Annotated in this window: 13 protein-coding genes; 3 read left to right on the top strand and 10 right to left on the bottom strand. The window is 72.0% G+C overall.

The window, feature by feature from the left end:
- Positions 1–10: 10 nt before the first annotated feature.
- From AMK25_RS10005 to AMK25_RS09995, 3 genes are all read right to left on the bottom strand, one after another.
- Entirely contained in the window at positions 11–1,522 is a 1,512-nt protein-coding gene (locus tag AMK25_RS10005) for a family 43 glycosylhydrolase (protein WP_073827895.1), read from the bottom strand.
- A gap of 48 nt (positions 1,523–1,570) precedes the next feature.
- Positions 1,571–3,025 carry a family 43 glycosylhydrolase gene (locus AMK25_RS10000; RefSeq protein WP_073827894.1) on the bottom strand — a complete coding sequence of 485 codons (1,455 nt, stop codon included), beginning with the start codon at positions 3,023–3,025 and terminating at the stop codon, positions 1,571–1,573.
- A gap of 255 nt (positions 3,026–3,280) precedes the next feature.
- Positions 3,281–3,733 (bottom strand): OsmC family protein, encoded by a 453-nt coding sequence (locus AMK25_RS09995; RefSeq protein WP_073827893.1) that lies wholly within the window; start codon positions 3,731–3,733, stop codon positions 3,281–3,283.
- A 131-nt stretch (positions 3,734–3,864) separates the two neighbouring features.
- Between AMK25_RS09995 and AMK25_RS09990 the strand changes: the two genes are divergently transcribed.
- The gene (locus AMK25_RS09990) at positions 3,865–4,974 is read left to right on the top strand and encodes a carboxypeptidase-like regulatory domain-containing protein (protein ID WP_073827892.1); all 1,110 of its coding nucleotides are present in this window, start codon (positions 3,865–3,867) and stop codon (positions 4,972–4,974) included.
- Here AMK25_RS09990 and AMK25_RS09985 read toward each other — a convergent pair.
- Genes AMK25_RS09985 through AMK25_RS09955 form a run of 7 tightly spaced genes read right to left on the bottom strand, consistent with a single transcriptional unit; the run spans position 4,934 to position 13,665 of the window.
- Positions 4,934–6,214, bottom strand: coding sequence for a sensor histidine kinase (locus tag AMK25_RS09985; protein ID WP_073827891.1), 1,281 nt, complete (start codon positions 6,212–6,214; stop codon positions 4,934–4,936). The two genes, AMK25_RS09990 and AMK25_RS09985, sit on opposite strands and share 41 nt — an antisense overlap.
- The gene (locus AMK25_RS09980; RefSeq protein WP_143194721.1) at positions 6,214–6,885 is read right to left on the bottom strand and encodes a response regulator transcription factor; all 672 of its coding nucleotides are present in this window, start codon (positions 6,883–6,885) and stop codon (positions 6,214–6,216) included. The genes AMK25_RS09985 and AMK25_RS09980 overlap by 1 nt, the downstream gene beginning before the upstream one ends.
- Positions 6,886–6,937: 52 nt before the next feature.
- Positions 6,938–8,206, bottom strand: a complete 1,269-nt coding sequence (locus AMK25_RS09975; protein WP_073827890.1) for a cation:proton antiporter — start codon at positions 8,204–8,206, stop codon at positions 6,938–6,940.
- Positions 8,203–9,537: a cytochrome P450 gene (locus AMK25_RS09970; RefSeq protein ID WP_073828609.1), complete on the bottom strand. Its 1,335-nt coding sequence runs from the start codon at positions 9,535–9,537 to the stop codon at positions 8,203–8,205. The genes AMK25_RS09975 and AMK25_RS09970 overlap by 4 nt, the downstream gene beginning before the upstream one ends.
- Positions 9,534–10,607 (bottom strand): alpha-hydroxy acid oxidase, encoded by a 1,074-nt coding sequence (locus tag AMK25_RS09965; RefSeq protein WP_073827889.1) that lies wholly within the window; start codon positions 10,605–10,607, stop codon positions 9,534–9,536. The genes AMK25_RS09970 and AMK25_RS09965 overlap by 4 nt, the downstream gene beginning before the upstream one ends.
- A 1-nt stretch (position 10,608) precedes the next feature.
- Complete coding sequence (locus AMK25_RS09960) at positions 10,609–12,165, bottom strand: NAD(P)-binding domain-containing protein (RefSeq protein WP_073827888.1); 1,557 nt, start codon at positions 12,163–12,165, stop codon at positions 10,609–10,611.
- A 12-nt stretch (positions 12,166–12,177) separates the two neighbouring features.
- Positions 12,178–13,665, bottom strand: coding sequence for an HAL/PAL/TAL family ammonia-lyase (locus tag AMK25_RS09955; protein ID WP_073827887.1), 1,488 nt, complete (start codon positions 13,663–13,665; stop codon positions 12,178–12,180).
- Between the two features lie 63 nt (positions 13,666–13,728).
- On the opposite strand from AMK25_RS09955, the gene AMK25_RS09950 reads away from it, so the two are divergent.
- The gene (locus AMK25_RS09950; RefSeq protein ID WP_073827886.1) at positions 13,729–15,273 is read left to right on the top strand and encodes an NAD(P)-binding domain-containing protein; all 1,545 of its coding nucleotides are present in this window, start codon (positions 13,729–13,731) and stop codon (positions 15,271–15,273) included.
- Entirely contained in the window at positions 15,263–16,678 is a 1,416-nt protein-coding gene (locus tag AMK25_RS09945) for a class I adenylate-forming enzyme family protein (protein ID WP_073827885.1), read from the top strand. The genes AMK25_RS09950 and AMK25_RS09945 overlap by 11 nt, the downstream gene beginning before the upstream one ends.
- Positions 16,679–16,694: the final 16 nt, after the last annotated feature.

The following is a 16,694-nucleotide window of genomic DNA, read 5'->3' as shown; positions in this document are numbered from 1 at the left end:
CTCCGGGCGCCTACTCCAGGTGGAAGGTGGCCGCGGCCCGGTCGGCGCTGGTGTTCACCGCTTCGAGCTGGAGTAGTCCGTCGCGGTGGCGGACGTACCGGCCGCTGTAGTTCTGCGATTCGAGCGAGAGCGCCTCGGCCGCGGCCAGGCCGGGGCGGCGCTGGAAGCTCGCGTCGTTGTCGAACAGGGCCGAGCCGTCGTCGCGTTCGACGTAGAGGGCGAAGGCCCGGTGGCGCAGGAAGTAGCCGGGGAAGTTCGTCGACTCCAGGGACACCGATCCGCCGCCGGCGAGGCCGGGGACGATGCGGAACTGCGAGTCGGCCAGGTTCGTCACGTTCGGCTCGACCCGGGCCCGGTAGTCGTAGTGCCGGACGTAGCTCGTGGTCAGGTCGTGTGACCGCAGCCGAATGGGGGTAGCCCCGTCGGGTACGGGGATGCCGAAGTTCGGGGTGCCGTCGGCGTTCCAGTAGAGCTTCTGGATCCGGGTCCGCCGGTTCGGGTCGTTGAGCGGGTCGCCGCTGATGTCCCGGTAGTTGCGGTCGTGGTAGACCAGGATGTCGCTCTGCCCGTCCTCGGAGACGGTGAAGGAGTTGTGCCCGGGGCCGTACTGGCCGGTGGCGGCGCTGCTGGCGAACACCGGGTTCGGGCTCTTGGCCCAGGCGGCGGCGTCGAGCAGGTTCGCGCCGGCGGACGCGGTCAGCATGCCGAGGCAGTAGTTGGCGTCGGTGGCGCTCGCCGAGTAGGTGAGGAAGACCCGGCCGTTGCGCTGGATCACCGTCGGACCCTCTGCGACCCGGTAACCACGGGTCTCCCAGTCGTACGTCGGGACCACCAGCCGGGTCACCGTGCCGGTGATCTGCCACGGGTTGGCGCCCATGCGGGCGAGGTAGACGTTGGAGTTGGTGGAGATGCCGGGTTCCTGCTGGGCCCAGGTCAGGTACCGCACCCCGTTCACCACGAACGTCGAGGCGTCCAGGCTGAACGTGTCCCACGGCGTGGTGATCCGGCCGCGTTCGGTCCACGAGCCGGACAGCGGGTTCGCGCTCGCGTTCTCCAGCACGTACATCCGGATCCGCCACACGTCGTCGGTGCGTCCGGCGGCGAAGTAGACGTACCACTTGCCGTTTATGAAGTGGATCTCCGGCGCCCAGATGTGGGCGCCCATCTCCCCGCTGGTGTGCCGGCGCCAGATCGTCGTCTCCGCGGCGCCGGCCAGCCCTTGCAGGGTGGTGGCCCGCCGGAGCACGATCCGGTCGTACTCCGGGACCGTCGCGGTCATGTAGTAGTAGCCGTCGGTGTGCTTGACGATGTGCGGATCGGCCCGCTGGTTCACCAGCGGGTTGGTGTGGTTCACGGCCGGCGCGGCCTGCACGGGCCCGGTCACCGGCAGACCGGCGGTCACGGCGAGCGCCGCGAGTGCCGCGGCCAGCATCGGCCGCAGGCGCCGGCGGGCGGGGGCGTCGGCGGGCGCCGCGCCGGCCCCTCGGCGGCGGGCCGTGCGGAGCAGGTGTCGAAGCGGCATGTGCCCTCCCAGGTGGGCCAGGTCGTCGGGGGTGGTCCGGGTCCCGGGTCAGTAGACGTAGGGCCAGGCGGCGGCGTCGTAGCCGATGCGGTTGACGCCGAGCAGCGACGCGCCGTTGTCGGCGTAGTAGTGGTAGAAAAGGACGTCGCCGTCGGTGTCGGCGAGGACCGCCTGGTGGCCGGGCCCGTGCACGCTGCCGTGCGAGGCGAGGATCTGGGTGCCGCCCCCGGCGAGCATGTCCCGGCCGTCGCGGTCCACGAACGGCCCGGTCGGGCTCGCCGAACGGCCGACCATGATCCGGTACGTGCTGGCGGCGCCCTGGCAGCATCTGTCGAACGAGACGTACAGGTAGTACCAGGCGCCGCGCTTGACCAGGACTGGTGCCTCGATGCCGGGGCCGTAGTTCGCGAGCCCGTGCATGGCGGTGCCGAGCCTGCGCCCGGTCGCCGGGTCGATCGGGATCATCCTGATGCCGGACCAGAACGAGCCGAAGGTGAGCCACCAGCGGCCCTGGTCGTCGACGGTGAGGTTCGGGTCGATGGCGTTGAAGTCGTCGGTGGTCCTCGACTCGACGACCAGCCCCTCGTTGGTCCAGCTCCCGGCGGCTCCGGTGGCGCTGGTGGCCAGGAAGATCGCCGAGCGGTTGGAGCCGAAGGTCGAGGCCGAGTAGTACAGGTGATAGCGCCCGTTGCGATACGACAGGTCCGGCGCCCAGAGGTTGCGCGAGCCGCCGGTGTACGTGGTGGTCCACGGCGCGCCACCGGGGAAGACGGTGCCCGCGTTGCGGTAGGCCACCCGGTCGGTGGAGGTCTTCAACGCGATGTCGTCACCGGTGTGCGCGACGAGGTAGGTGCCGTCGGGTCGTCTGACCACTGTCGGGTCGTGCACGCCGATGTCGCCGGTGACCCGGCCGGGCTGCGGATAGGCCGGCGCCGGAGTGGTCGGCGCCGGGCTGGTCGGTGTCCCGCCGCCCAGTCGGATCAGCTGCCACTGCTGGTTGGCGCCGTCCAGGTCGGAGTAACCGGCGAGCCGGCCACCGTCGGCGGTGGACCAGCCCCACACGTCGATCACCTTGCCCCACTGCCGGTTCACGAACCGCACGAACCCGCCGGCGGAGTCCTGGAGCCGGAACTGCTGGGTGGCCGAGGACCGGTCGGTGGACTGCACCAACTGGGTGCCGTCGCCGCCGCTCGGCAACTCCAGCACCTTGCCGCTGTGCCGGGAGCGCACCTTGTAGAACCCGCCACCGGCGTCCACGAACTGCCACTGCTGCACCGCGAGGTCATTGCGCGTCCACTGGTTCACCGGCGCGTTCTCCGCCGTCGACCAGTCGTACAGGTCCATCGCCTTGCCACTGTGCCGGTTCACGAACACGTACGACGCGGTCGTGTCCACCGTCGCCGCCGACGCGGGCGGCACCCCGGCCAGCACGCCCGCGCCGAGGGCCAGGGCGGCCGAAACCGCCACCGCAACCGTCCGTGTCGTCTGAGCGGTCCCTGCCACCGAAACCTCCTGCGCTTGGTCGCCTCCGCTCTCGAGATCACGAACACGGGGCGAACGATCATGGCAGCGGCGTTACGTCCGGGATACCAATCATGTTTTCGATAACATAGACGACTGTCAAGGTGATGGCAGGCTCGAAGCTTTCGGAAGGCTTGCTTACGGTCGGATCGCCGCACACGTCGAAAAACCGCAGCGGCGGTGGTTAGCGCTAACAGTCCCGGCGGATCGGCCCTGGCGACACCGGGCCTCCGTCGGTCACCGCGGCTCGGCCGGGCCCGGGTCGCTCGCGTCCACGAGGGAGACGGGAGTGCCCATCTCCAGAGTGCGGGAGACGGTGCAGAGCCGGTCGTGTGACTGCCGCAGAGATCGCGGCAGGGCGTCGCGGGCCCGGTCACCGTCCGCGCCGGCCGGAAACGCCACAGCGAAGGTGACGGTGAGGTTCCGCATCCGGTTTCCGGCTTCCGGATCACGGATCTTGTCACCGCTCACCGTGACGGCGAACCGGGTCGGTTCGGCGCGCCGGCTGGTCACCAGGTCGACATCGACGGCTGTGCAGCCGCCGAGCGCCGCCAGCAGCAGTTCCACGGGCGTGAAGGTCGCGTCCTCCCCCGTACCCATCGACATCTCGCCGCCACGGGCGTTGCGCGCCACGTATCTGCCCACGCTGGTGCGCTCGATCTCCACCGATCGGAACGTGTCCTCACTCATGCGACGAACCTACCGAAATCGCTCCGCAAACGTGCGGTATGGGCCGGGTCGCGCAACCCGTCCCGCACAGGGCATAGTGGCCCGCGGCTTCATCGACCGATGGTGCCCGCTCTCGGCGAAGGTGGTGGGAAGTGACGACGCGCTCCCGTGTCCGATGGGCCCGCGCGGCCGTACTGGCCACGCTGGCCGGAGGAACGTTCGCGGTCGCGGCGGCACCGGCCACGGCCGCGCCGGAGACGGTGAGCATCCTGAGCGTTTCGGCGGAGAACGTGAAACCCCGCGAGACGGTACGCGTGCGGTTCCGCGTCACCAACACCGGACGCCGGGCCGAGACGGCGATCGTGGTGGTGGGCGGCGGCCTGCGGTGCGCCACCGGCTGCCGGGCGGAGCCGGATCTCGGTCCCGGCCAGAGCCGGACCTTCGACGCGACACTCGTCGCCCCGGATGCACGCCCGGGTGAGACCACCGGCCTCAACATCTCGATCGGCGTGCGGCTCGCCGGGCAGAACAGCTACGCCTACAAGATGGTCCACGTCCACGGACCGGGTGCCTCGCCCACCGGCGGGGCCGAACCGGCGGCCGGGGTGAGTGGGGTCTCCGGCCGGGTCCTCGACGCCGACGGAAAGGCGATCGGCGGCGCGGACCTGACCATCCGGGACAGCGCCGGTCACGAGTACCGGACGACCAGCAACCGCAGCGGCCAGTTCTCGATCACCTCCAAGGCCGGCCGGACGATCGCCGAAGGATCCATCACGGTCCGCGCGTCCATGGACGGCTACCGTGCCGCCCGCGCGACCGTCAGGGGCAGGGCCGGTGACGTCGCCACCGTACGGCTGACCCTTGCCGCGGTGGCCACGACGTCGCCGACGCCCGCCGCGGAGGCGAGCCCTCTCGCCGCGGCGGCCGACGACGACACGCCCGCGGCCGCGCCGCCGGCGCTCAAGGCGGCCGGCGAGGAGGGCGGCAGTACGTCGATGTTCCTCCTGGGTGGCCTGCTGGTCGCCGCGGGCCTGGGCGCGCTCGCACTGGTGCTGGTGCGCCGGAGGAACGCACCTAGCGCGGTGGCGGAGGCGGTGGCTCCCCCGGCGACCTGGCTGCCGGCCGGCGGGAACCTGGCCGACGCGCCGACCGCGATCCTGCACCTCGGGCCGGCCGGCGGCGGGCCCGGCGGGCCGGAGAACGCGCTCCACGATCCGGCGCTCACGTACCGGCGCCGAACTGCCACACCCGGAGGTTCCTGATCCGGGCGGCCCTGCCCGTGGCGCTCGGCGATCGCCCCGTCGGAAGACGTACGGTGAATCGGGCTCCCCGGCCCGGATGGCCCTCGGCCTCGATGGTGCCGTGGTGGCTGGTGACGACCTCCTGGAGCAGGGCCAGCCCCAGGCCGAAACGGCGGTCGCCGGCGCCCGCGCCCCGGTGGAACCGGTCGAAGATGCGCCGGGCGTCCGCCTGGTCGAAGCCCTTCCCGGTGTCGGCGATCACGAACTCTGCGACGTCGTCCACGGCCCGCAGCGTCACGGTGATCCGGCCTCCCGCGGGGGTGTGGGCAAGCGCGTTCGCCAGCAGTTCGCCCACGACCCGGCGCAGGGCCGACTCGACACCCGGCACCGGCAGCGGGTCGCCCGGGACGTCCAGGACGAGCGTGACCTGACGCTCGGCTGCCCGGTCGCCCTCGGCTGCGGCTGTCGTACCGATCAGCGTGGTGAGGTCGACCGGCGGATCCGGCTCCCGGTCGGCGGGCGCGGCGGCGAGCCGGGCGGAGAGCAGCAGGTCGTCGACGATCTCGCCGAGCCGGCGGGTGGTGCCGATCAGCCGATCCAGGTCGTCCAGGTTCGTGGCGGCGCCGTCGTTGCGCGCCCGGCGCGCGATCAACTGGGCCCGGGTGTGCACCTGGGCGATCGGCGTGCGCAGTTCGTGGCTGGCGTCCGCGACGAAGCGGCGCTGCCGGGTCAGGGCCTCCGCGAGTGGTGCGACGGCTCGACGGCCGACGACCATGCCGGTCAGCACGGCGGCGAGCAGCCCGACCACCGCCGCGAGGCTGAACGCGAGCAGGAGGTGCCGGCGGTCGGACAGCTGGAAACGGGCGTCGAACACCGCCTGGACCACACCGTCGCCGCGGGCCTCGGTGCGTACGTGGTAGGTCGTGCCGTTACGCGTGACAGTGGTGATCTCGGTGGCCCCGGTGGCCGCCACTGTGGCCAGCACGTCGTGCAACGGGAAGCCCGGTGGTGGCGGGTTCGCGCCGGTGTGCACGGTGGTGCCCTCGTACTCGAAGATCCAGCTACAGGCGGGCGGGCCGGCGATGGTGCCGTGTTCGGTGCCCCACGCCAGCTCACGCTGGATCTGCGCGTCCTGGCCCCGGACCAGCACCGCGTAGGAGATGCCGCCCGCCAGCAACAGCAGGGCACCGATGGTGAGGCCGACGAACAGGCCGATCCGGAGTCGGGTCCGCCGCACGATCGCCTGCTCGACCGCCTCCATCAGAGCGTTCCGAGGCGGTAGCCGAGGCCGTGCACGGTGCGTACCGCCGCGCGGCCGAGTTTGCGCCGGAGGTAGTAGACGTAGGTGTCCACTATCGACGCCCCCGCCGCCTCCTCGAAGACCTTGCGGCGCAGCACGGCTCGTGGATGCACGGCGTTCGGCCGGGCCGCCAGCACGCGCAGCAGCTCGAACTCGCGGGTGGACAGCGCCACCCGGGTGCCGTCGGCCAGCACCGCCTCGCGCGGTCCCAGGTCGAGCCGGCCGGCGCCGATGCGCAGCACGTCGGTCGGCTCGGGCCTGCGCCGGCACAGCGCCCGGACCCGGGCGCTCAGTTCGTCGAGGTCGAACGGTTTGATCAGGTAGTCGTCGGCGCCCGCGTCCAGCCCGGCGATCCGGTCGTCGACGGTGCCGAGCGCGGTGAGCATCAGGGTCCGGGCCGGGACCGCCCGGGCGCGTAGCCGGGTGACCAGGTCGAGGCCGTCGAGCGCCGGCAGCATCCGGTCGATGACCATCACGTCGTAGGTGCGGGTCAGCCCGAGATGCAGCCCGCGCTGGCCGTCGAAGGCCCGGTCGACCAGGTAACCTTCGTGGCCGAGCGTCTCGGTGAGCATCTCGGTCAGATCCGCGTCGTCCTCGACCAGCAGCAGCCGGTTCGATGTTCCGCCCCGCATGTGTTAACGATCCCATAGATGACTGCCGATGGAAGCATCAGTATTTGCCTCTTCAACTATCTGAAACCGCCAGCGCGGGCTCGCGTACGGCGTCGGGCTGCCGGGCCTCCCGGCGCTCGATCCAGCTCAGCGTCGGCGTCGTCATCAGCGTGGTGACCAAGGCGACCAGCACCAGCACTGTGAACAGGGCGGGGTTCACGATGCCCGCCTCCAGCCCGACGTTCAGCGCGATGAGCTGCATCAGGCCACGGGCGTTCATCAGCGCGCCGACCCGCAACGCGACGCTCGACGGCTCACCCCGCATTCGGGCCGCCGCCCAGCAGGCGCCGAACTTGCCGACGATCGCCGCCGTCACGCAGGCCAGCGCGAACAACAGCACCGGCGGGGAGGCGAGCAGGCCGAACTCCGTACGCAGGCCCGAGTAGGTGAAGAACAGCGGCAGGAAGAGCGTCGCGGCGACCGGTGTGAGCGTGTCCACCACCTTGTCGGTGTTGTCGGTGCGGGGCATCACCACGCCGACCGCGAACGCGCCGAAGACCGCGTACAGCCCGATCTCGTCGGTGTACCAGGCGACCAGGAACAGCAGCGCGACGGTGCCGAGCAGCCGGGCGCGGTCGTTGAGGGCCCGGTGGGTCATCAGCGTGGCGGTGACCGTACGCCCGCCGTACCAGAGCACCAGCCCGAACAGGACCGCTCCGCCGGCGGTGACGATCGCGGGTCCGGCCCGGCCGGACGCGACCGCCAGCACGGCGGCCAGCATGATCCAGGCGACCACGTCGTCGATCGCGCCGCTGGCCAGGGAGAGCGTGCCGTGCCGGGTGCCGGCGTGCCCTTTCTCGGTGATGATCCGGGCCAGCATCGGGAACGCGGTGATGGCCAGGGCGACGCCGACGAACGCGGCCGAGACCCCGAGTGACGTCCCGTCGGCCTGGATCGGCACGACGCCCGCCGTCACCAGCACCAGCAGCACCCCCAGCAGGAGCGGCGCGGTGACCCCGGCCAGTGAGATCACGCCGGCGGTGCCGGCCAGCCCGGTGACCCGGTGGGCGCTGAACGCGTACCCGGCCTGGAACATGAACAGCACCAGGCCGACCTGACCCACTACATAGAGGATCGGGAGCAGGGGGGCCGGGAACAGGGCGTCCTGCACGTCCGGCAGGAGGAGCCCGAGCAGCGACGGGCCGAGCAGTACGCCGGCGAGCATCTCGCTGACCACGGCGGGCTGACCCGCCTTGCCGAGCAGCCACGCGACCCCTTTGCAGAAGATCAGGATCACGGTGACCGCGATGAAGAACCGTGGCGCCAGCTCCGTTGGTGTCATCGGACAGCCCTCTCGAAGTAGTCGGTGCACAAGCGCTGCCGGCGGGCGTCGACCACCATCCAGGTGCCGAACACCAGTTGCCGGATGCTGCGGCCCACGTCGGCCCACCGGTCCCGCGACCGCATCGCGGCGAGCCGCAGCCGTCCCGGACCGGTGAGCCCGACCGGTGTCAGGTACGCGGGGCCCCGGCTGGGCAGCGACCGGGTGTGTGAGGCGGACGAGATCAGGACGTACCGGCGCAGCACCTCGCGGGTCGCGGCGCGCATCATCACCGGCGCGACGCCGCGGGCCGGGCAGGCGCGGTTCGCGGTGACCCCGTACGGGATGAAGTGCGCGTCGCCGCGCTTGAGCGTCAGCCACCGGTCCGGGTCGAACCGGTCGTCGCCGGCGGCCCCGCCGCGGTGGAACGCCAGGTAGTTGAAGAGCAGCACCGTTCCGGCGGGCAGTGCCGCCCCGGTGGGCAGCGTGATCGGCGCGGACGTGATCCGGTGCGCGACGCCGAAGAGCGGGTGCACGCGCAGCGTCTCGTCGATCACCCGGTCCAGCGCGTCGTCACCGTCGAGTCCCCGCTGCACATCGGGGTGCGTGGCGAGGGCGAGCAGCACGTGCGCCATCGCCTCGGACATCTGCACGACAGCGGTGTTGAAGAACGCGCCCTGGAGGTACCAGGCCGTTTCCTGGGCGGTGAACGGCGGCGGCAGCGTCACCGGGCAGGTCCCCGCCTCGATCCGGTCGCGCAGATACCCGGTCAGCCGTTCGCGCCGCCGCATGTGCCGGAGTCCGGTGCACTTCAGCCCGCTGACCACGTCGTCGGCGTTGGCGACGATCAGCGCCCGCGCCTCCGGTGGGCACGCCTCGCCGAAGACGAGTTCGTAGTAGACCTCGGCCCAGACCGGCATCATCAGGTCGCGCAGCCGGACGTGGCTGGTCCGGTCGGCCGGCAACCGGTCGAGGACGCGCCGGGTGGCCGCGGTGGCGAGGTCGTCGCAGCGCTGGCGGCGTACCGCGAGCACCCGCCGGGTCGTGGCGGCCACCCTCCGGTAGCGCTCCCCCGGTTCCAGGTGTTCCTGGTGCATCTGCGGTCCGGGCGCCAGCCAGTACCAGAACAGGTCCGACAGCCCGGCCCCGCGGCTGCGTCCGTCCGCCGCCGGATCGGAGTACACCCGCTCGAAGTGCTCCATGCCGACGGTGGGGCCCGGCACCGGAACGCCTTCGACGCCGTTGACCCGGACGAACACCCACTCCCGCAGCCGGACCACGGTGCGGGGCAGCCAGTACGGCACGGTCCAGGCGATCCCCGCCAGGACCGGCAGGACGATCAGGGCGCTCATCCGCACGCCACCGTGGCGACCAGGTCGCCGCGCAGGTCGGCCGGCTCGGCGACGCCGGCCAGCGTCAGCGTCCGGTCGAGGTCGGCGTGGAGCAGGTCGAGGACGTGGCGTACCCCGGCGGCGCCGCCGACCGCGAGCCCCCAGAGCACCGGGCGGCCGACCAGCACCGCGCTCGCGCCGAGCGCCAGCGCCACCAGGACGTCGGCGCCCCGCCGGACGCCGCCGTCGAGCAGCACCGGCACCCGCCCGCCGACGGCCTCGACCACGGCGGGCAGCGCGTCCAGGGTGGCCAGCGCCCCGTCGAGTTGCCGGCCACCGTGGTTGGAGACCAGCAGACCGTCGAGACCGTACGAGACGGCCAGCGCCGCGTCGGCGGGATGCAGCACCCCCTTCAGCAAGATCGGCAGCGTGGTGACCTCGCGCAGCCAGGCGATCCGGTCCCAGTCCAGCCCGGCGTCCATCTGGATGTCGCGTACCCGGCCGGTCGCGTCGCGCATGTTCTCGCAGCTCATTCCGGGCGGCAGGTCGGCGAAGCCGTGCCGAAGATCGCGTTCCCGCCGGCCGAACACGGGCGAGTCGACTGTGACGACCAGGGCGGTGCACCCGGCCGTCTCCGCCCGCCGTACCACTGACGCGGTGAAGTCGAGGTCCGGCTGCGGGTACAGCTGGAACCAGAGCGGCCCGCCGGCCGCCGCGATCTCCTCGACCGGCCGGGTGGCCGCCATGCTGACCACCATGATCGTGCCCGCCTCGGCGGCGGCGCGCGCGGTTGCCACCTCGCCCTCGGGGTGGGCCAGCCGGTGGAACGCGGTCGGCGCGATCAGCACCGGCATCGAGATCCGGCTGCCGAACAGGGAGATCCGCAGGTCGCGCCGGCGCACGCCACGCAGGACGCGGGGCACCAGCCAGCGCCGGGTGAAGGCCGCCTCGTTGGCGCGCACCGTACGTTCCTCGCCGGCACCGCCGGAGAAGAAGTCCCAGTGCACCGGGTCCAGGCGGCCCCGCGCGTCGGCGGCCAGGTCGGCCAGGTTCAGCGCCGGGCCGTCCAGCGCCGCGTCGAACGGACGCATCTCAACTGCTCAGGCAGCCGTCGAGGAACGCGACGAGCGGCGCGACGTGGGTCTCCGGCCGGTCCCACCGGTTCTCCAGGTTCTCCGCCAGGTGGTGGGTGGCGACGACCCGGCCCGCCCGGTGGTGGCGGACGACCGGATGCAGGTAGGCGGCGTCGTGGGCCTGGCCGGGGACGTCCTGGGCGACCCGGTGGACGGTGACGTCGAACGGGTCCACCTGGTCGTGCTCGGGGCCGTACTCCAGGGTGACCACGAAGGCGTGCTCGTAGTCGTGGTCGGGGGTGCGCAGGCCGGTGCCGGTGAAGTACTCGACGGGCACCTCCTCGTGGTAGCGCGCGTCGGATCCGGCGACGGTGACCACGTCGGCGAGGAAGCCGAACTGCTGCCACAGCGCGGAGGTGCGGTTGACCCGCGCGACGACGGCGTCGGCGATCAGCTCCGCGGTGGCGTCCAGCTTCTCCGCCGGCCACGGCGTGTCCCCGTACCGTCGTTCCAGGATCCGGTGCAGCGCCCGGACGGCGTACCGGAAACCGTGGATGAAGCCGCTCGTCGAGCGTTTGAAGTCCCGTTCCTGGCTGATCGTGCCGGCGAAGTAGAGGCCGGGCACGTTCACCGACTCCCACTCCGGGGTCTGCGCCGGGAAGCGGTCCCGGATGGCGAGTCGCGGACGGCAGGTGTCGTCGAAGATGGACGCGTCGAAGGCGAAACCGGTGCAGGCGAGCACCCGGTCGTACCGCAGCTCCTTGACCACCTCGTCGGCGCGGGAGAACGAGAAGGTCACAGTGAAGCCGTCGCCGTCGCGCTCGATGCGTCTGACGTCGCCGTCGAGGATCGCGTTCGCCGACTTCAGCTGGTAGGTGTCCAGGAAGTTGTTGTTCACCGCCCGCAGGTGTCCCACGTAGTGCGTGCGCCAGGCCATCCGGATCGAACTCGGACCGGCCACGTGGATCAGCGTGGTGGTCTCCATCAGGCTGTCCGCGGTCTCGAACGCGGAGTTCCCCTTGCCGATGATCAGCACCTTCTGGTCCAGGTAGTCACGCGGGTCGACGGGCATCTCCGCGTACTGTTCGGCAAGCTCCAGACCCGGGATGTCCGGCCGGTACGGCTGGGAGACGCCGGTGGCGACGACCAGCCGGCGCGCCCGGAAGACCTCCTCCCCCGCCCGGACCTCGAACACCCCGTCGACCTTGCCGACCGACGTCACCCGGGAGTTGTACCGGACCCGCGCCCCCGTCTTCGCGGCGAAGTCGGCCAGGTAGCGGACCATCACGTCGGCGTCGGGGAAGTACCGCTCGGTGTAGCCGGTGAACCGCAGCGCCGGGTCGCCGCTGAGCAGTGAGTTCCAGTCCAGCCGCAGGTTCAGCTCCGGGTCGTCCGAGCCGGTGTGCGGCTTGTTGATGGAGATCAGTTGCCGGTGGCGGGGAAAGGTGGCGAAGAACGCCCCCGGGATCGCCGCCTGTTCCAGGACCAGATAGTCGCGCTTGCCGTCGGCCTCCAGCAGAGCCGCGAGTTGCAGGCCGGCCGGCCCGGCCCCGACGATCAGGTAGTCAAGCGTCATGTGCGTCCATCCTCAGGAGAAGGAAACGGAGAAATCCGCGATCACGTCGGCGGCGCGCCGCACGTCGGCGTCCAGCGGCCGGTCCGGGTCGATCGGCGGTACGGCCGCGGCCACCGCGGCCAGCGCCTCGGCACAGCCGGACGCGGTCGGCGCACGCGCGCCGACGTACGCCGCCTGGCGCAGTCCCACCGCGAGTGACCCGACGACGAGGTGCAGCAACCGAGTCTGGTCCAGCGCCCGCAGCGCGGCCTGGGTGCCGAGCGGGACGACGTCCTGGTTGTGCAGGTTGGTCGGCACGCTCTGCATGCTCGCGGGCATGGTGTCCCGGCGGATCTCGGTGATCAGGGCGGTCGCCGCCAGTTGCACCCCCTGGAGTCCGTGCTGCTGTCCCGGGCCGGCGGCGAGCATCGGCGGCAGGCCGCCGTTGCGGTTCGGGTCGACGAGCAGATCCAGTTGCCGTTCCGCGAGGTTGCCGACCTGCGCCACGACCATCGACAGCACGTCGGCGGCGAACGCGGCCGGCTGCCCGAAGAAGTTGCCGCCGTGCACGACGAGGTCCTCGTCGGGAAAGAACAACGGGTTGTCGGTGACGCTCGCGAGGTCGGCCCCGACGACGGCGTCGACGTAGCGCAGCGCGTCCTCGGCGGCGCCGAGCAGTTGCGGCGCGCACCGGATGCTGTACGGCTCCTGCAACGGACGTGCCCCGGACGCGACGAGACCGGCGCCGACCCGGCGCATCCGCGCGCCCACGTCGACCGCGCCCGGATGGCCGTACGCGGCCAGCAACCGGGCGTCGAGGAACTGCGTGTCGCTGCCCAGCAGATCGGCGAGCAGGCAGGTGAGCACCTGGACCGCCCGGTGCGCGGAGCGGGCCGCGTCCAGCGCCAGCGCTGTCGCCGCTGTGGTCAGCGAGGTGCCGTTGACCAGAGCGAGAGCGTCCCGGCCGTCCAGCGGCAGCGGTTCCAGCCCGGCCCGCTTCAGCGCCTCGGCCGCCGGTAGCCGTACTCCGTCCAGATAGGCGTGGCCCCGGCCCCGTAACGCCTGCGCGGCAGCGCCCAGCGGGATCAGGTCACCGCTGGCGCCGACCGAACCGAGCCGGGGCACCACGGGGACGAACGTGGTCGCGAGCATCGCCGCGAGGGCGTCGATGACGTGCGGGGAGACCCCCGACGCGCCGCGGGCCAGCGACGCGGCCCGCAGCAGCACTGTCGCGCGGACCACCTCCGGGTCGAGTTCCGGGCCCTGACCGGCGCCGAGGTGGGCGAGCGTGTTGTCGGCCTGGTCACGCAGGTCGGCGCGGCCCGCGTACCCGACGAGGGCGCCGAATCCGGTGGTGGCGCCGTACACCGCGCGGTCGTCGCCGAGCACCGCGGACAGGAAGGTACGGGCTGCCGTGACGCGCTCCCGGACCTGCGGTCCGACCACGACCTTGACCGGGTCGCGGGCGGCCCGGAGGTCGGCGATCCGCAGTGGGACATCGAGGTCCACCTCTGTCGTCATGCGATCGCACCCTAGAGACGAATTCTCAGAACGCTCTGAGATCGAGTCGCTACGTTGCGGCGCATGACGGTCGACTATCTGATCATCGGAGCCGGACCGGCCGGGTTGCAGCTCGCTCACCTGCTGGAGCGCGACGGCCGCGACTATCTGGTCCTGGAGGCCGGCCCGGCGCCGGGCACGTTCTTCACCACCTACCCCCGGCACCGGCAACTCATCTCGATCAACAAGGTGTGGACCGGATCCGACGATCCGGAGTTCAACCTGCGCGCGGACTGGAACTCGCTGCTCAGCGACGATCCGGCGCTGCTGTTCAAGAACTACAGCCGCCGGTACTTCCCGGACGCCGCCGAACTGGTGCGCTACCTCGCCGACTTCGCCCAGGGTCTGCGGGTCAGGTACGACACCCGGGTCACCGGGGTCGCGCGCGACGGCGACCTGTTCACCGTCCACGTCGGCGACGACACCCTCACCGCCCGCCGGGTGGTGGTCGCCACCGGCGTGTCCCAGCTGTACGTCCCGCCGATCGAAGGCGCCGCGCTCGCCGAGCGGTACGACACGGTCAGCGTCGACCCGGACGACTTCACCGACCAGCGCGTCCTCATCATCGGCAAGGGCAACTCGGCCTTCGAGACCGCTGACGCCCTGGTCGAGACCGCCGCTGTCATCCACGTCGCCGGCCCGCACTCGATCAAGCTGGCGTGGCAGTCGCACTACGTCGGGCATCTGCGTGCGGTGAACAACAACTTCCTCGACACGTACCAGCTCAAGTCGCAGAACGCGGTCCTCGACGGCACCGTCGAGCGGATCGCCCGGCGCGACGACGGCGGCTACCGGATCGACTTCCGGTACGCCCGCACAGTCGAGGCGATCCGGCAGATCGACTACGACCGGGTCATCCTCTGCACCGGATTCCGGTTCGACGCGAGCATCTTCGACCCGTCCGCCCGGCCACGGCTGGTGATCAACGACCGCTTCCCCGAGCAGACCCCGGCGTACGAGTCGGTGAACGTGCCCGGCCTCTACTTCGCCGGCACCCTCACGCAGCAGCGCGACTTCAAGCGCTCGACGAACGGGTTCATCCACGGCTTCCGGTACGGCGTGCGGGCCCTGCACCGGATCCTCGGCGCCCGCCACCACGACACCCCGTGGCCGGCCACGCCGCTGGAGCCCACCCCGGAGGCGATCGCCGACGCGGTCATCGCCCGGATCAACCGCACCTCCGCGCTGTGGCAGCAGTTCGCGGTCCTCGGCGACGTCGTCGTCGTCGACGGCGACACCGCGCGCTACCACGAGGAGGTGCCCGTCGCGTACGTGCACGACGGCGGCCTGGGCCCGGAACCGTTCGCGTTCGTGGTCACCCTGGAGTACGGGCCGGACCACGACCAGGTCGACCCGTTCGACGTCACGGTGCCCCGGATCGCCGAGAACGACGCCGCGCACGCGCACGACGCCAGCTACCTGCACCCGGTCGTCCGGGTCCACCGCGGCGGCCGGGTCGTCGCGGCGCACCACCTCGCGGAGAACCTGGAGAACCACTGGAATCTGCCGGACGTGCACCACCAGCCGCTCGTGCTCTTCGTCAAGGGCGTGCTCTCCGATGCCGGCTGAGGTCTGGCCGCAGCCCGTGCTGGACCTGCTCGCCACCGGTGACGACCGGCCGGTCTTCGAGGACGGCGACCGGAGGGTCACCACGGCCCAGATGTACCGGCTGGTCCGGCGCATCGCCGCCGGGCTCCGGGCCGCGGGGGCCGGCCCCGGCGTCGGGGTGGCCCTGCGGCTCGGCGTCACCGCGGAGGCGTTCGCGGCGATCATCGCGGCGTTCGCGGTCGGCGCCCGGGTCTCCGGGATCCGCCCCGACCTGACGCCCGCCCACCGCGCCCGGCGCGGCGAGGACGAGCTGCTGCTCGACGACGTCCGGGTCGCCGAGCTGGCGGGCACCCCCGACGACGGAAGGCCGCTGATCGCCGCCGGCCGCCCGGACGACGTCGCCCGCATCATCTGGACCAGCGGCAGCACCGGCAGCCCGAAGGGCTGCGCGCAGACGTACGCGGCGATGAGCGCGGCCTGGGCCCCGTACCCGGACCGGTGGCCCCCGGCGATCGCCGACCTCGCCACCCGGCTCCGGCGTTATCTCGTCTTCGGTTCGCTGAGCAGCCAGGTGATGCTGGAGTACGCCATCCTCACCCTGGCCGCGGGCGGCACCATCGTCGCGGCCCGGCCTCCGGGTTTCCCGGGCATGATCGCCCGGCACCGGGCGACCGCGAGCGTCATCACGGTGGGCAAGCTGTACCAGCTCGTGCACGACCAGCGCGTCGATCCGGTCGACCTGAGCAGTCTGCGGGCCCTGCTGGTGTCCGGGTCTCCGCTCGCGCCGGGCCGGCTCGCCGAGGCGCTCGACGTGCTCGGTCCCGTCGTCTTCCAGGGCTACGGCCAGACCGAGACCGGAATGATCACGATGGTGACGCCGGCCGAGATGCTGGCGTCCCCGGCCGCGCTCGCCTCGGTCGGCCGCCCACCAGCGGTGACCGAGCTGTCCATCCGGGACGCCGACGGCCGCCCCGCCACCGAGGGGGAACTGTTCGTCCGCACACCGGCGCAGGCCGCCGCCTACTGGAACGATCCCGCCGAGACCGCCGACGTCTTCGTCGACGGCTGGGTCCGCACCCGTGACCTGGCCCGGCTCGACGGCGACGGCTACCTGCACCTGCTCGGCCGGATCCGGGACGTCGTCATCGTGCACGCCAACCTGGTGTACGCCGGCCCGATCGAACGGGTGCTCGCCACCGACCCCACAGTCGCCGAGGCGTACGTCGTCGGCCGTCCCGACGACGTCACCGGGGAGGCGGTGCACGCCTACGTGGTGCCGGCCGCCGGTCACACGCCGGATGCCGGACGGCTGCGCGCGCTGGTGGTCCGGGCGCTGGGCGAAGCGTCGGCGCCGCAGACGATCCGGTGGATCGACCGGGTGCCGGTGGGGCCGAGCGGCAAGCCGGACAAGCGCGCCCTGGCGTGACGCCCACATGATCTTC

The sequence above is a fragment of the Micromonospora sp. TSRI0369 genome, from assembly GCF_001905625.1.
Classification (GTDB): domain Bacteria; phylum Actinomycetota; class Actinomycetes; order Mycobacteriales; family Micromonosporaceae; genus Micromonospora; species Micromonospora echinospora_A.
This window is presented reverse-complemented; position numbering and strand designations above follow the sequence as displayed.

Coding starts and splice junctions, on each gene's coding strand:
- AMK25_RS10005 (WP_073827895.1), bottom strand. CDS start 1,522: ATGCCGCTTCGACACCTGCTCCGCACGGCCCGCCGCCGAGGGGCCGGC.
- AMK25_RS09995 (WP_073827893.1), bottom strand. CDS start 3,733: ATGAGTGAGGACACGTTCCGATCGGTGGAGATCGAGCGCACCAGCGTG.
- AMK25_RS09985 (WP_073827891.1), bottom strand. CDS start 6,214: ATGGAGGCGGTCGAGCAGGCGATCGTGCGGCGGACCCGACTCCGGATC.
- AMK25_RS09980 (WP_143194721.1), bottom strand. CDS start 6,885: ATGCGGGGCGGAACATCGAACCGGCTGCTGCTGGTCGAGGACGACGCG.
- AMK25_RS09975 (WP_073827890.1), bottom strand. CDS start 8,206: ATGACACCAACGGAGCTGGCGCCACGGTTCTTCATCGCGGTCACCGTG.
- AMK25_RS09970 (WP_073828609.1), bottom strand. CDS start 9,537: ATGAGCGCCCTGATCGTCCTGCCGGTCCTGGCGGGGATCGCCTGGACC.
- AMK25_RS09965 (WP_073827889.1), bottom strand. CDS start 10,607: ATGCGTCCGTTCGACGCGGCGCTGGACGGCCCGGCGCTGAACCTGGCC.
- AMK25_RS09960 (WP_073827888.1), bottom strand. CDS start 12,165: ATGACGCTTGACTACCTGATCGTCGGGGCCGGGCCGGCCGGCCTGCAA.
- AMK25_RS09955 (WP_073827887.1), bottom strand. CDS start 13,665: ATGACGACAGAGGTGGACCTCGATGTCCCACTGCGGATCGCCGACCTC.
- AMK25_RS09950 (WP_073827886.1), top strand. CDS start 13,729: ATGACGGTCGACTATCTGATCATCGGAGCCGGACCGGCCGGGTTGCAG.
- AMK25_RS09945 (WP_073827885.1), top strand. CDS start 15,263: ATGCCGGCTGAGGTCTGGCCGCAGCCCGTGCTGGACCTGCTCGCCACC.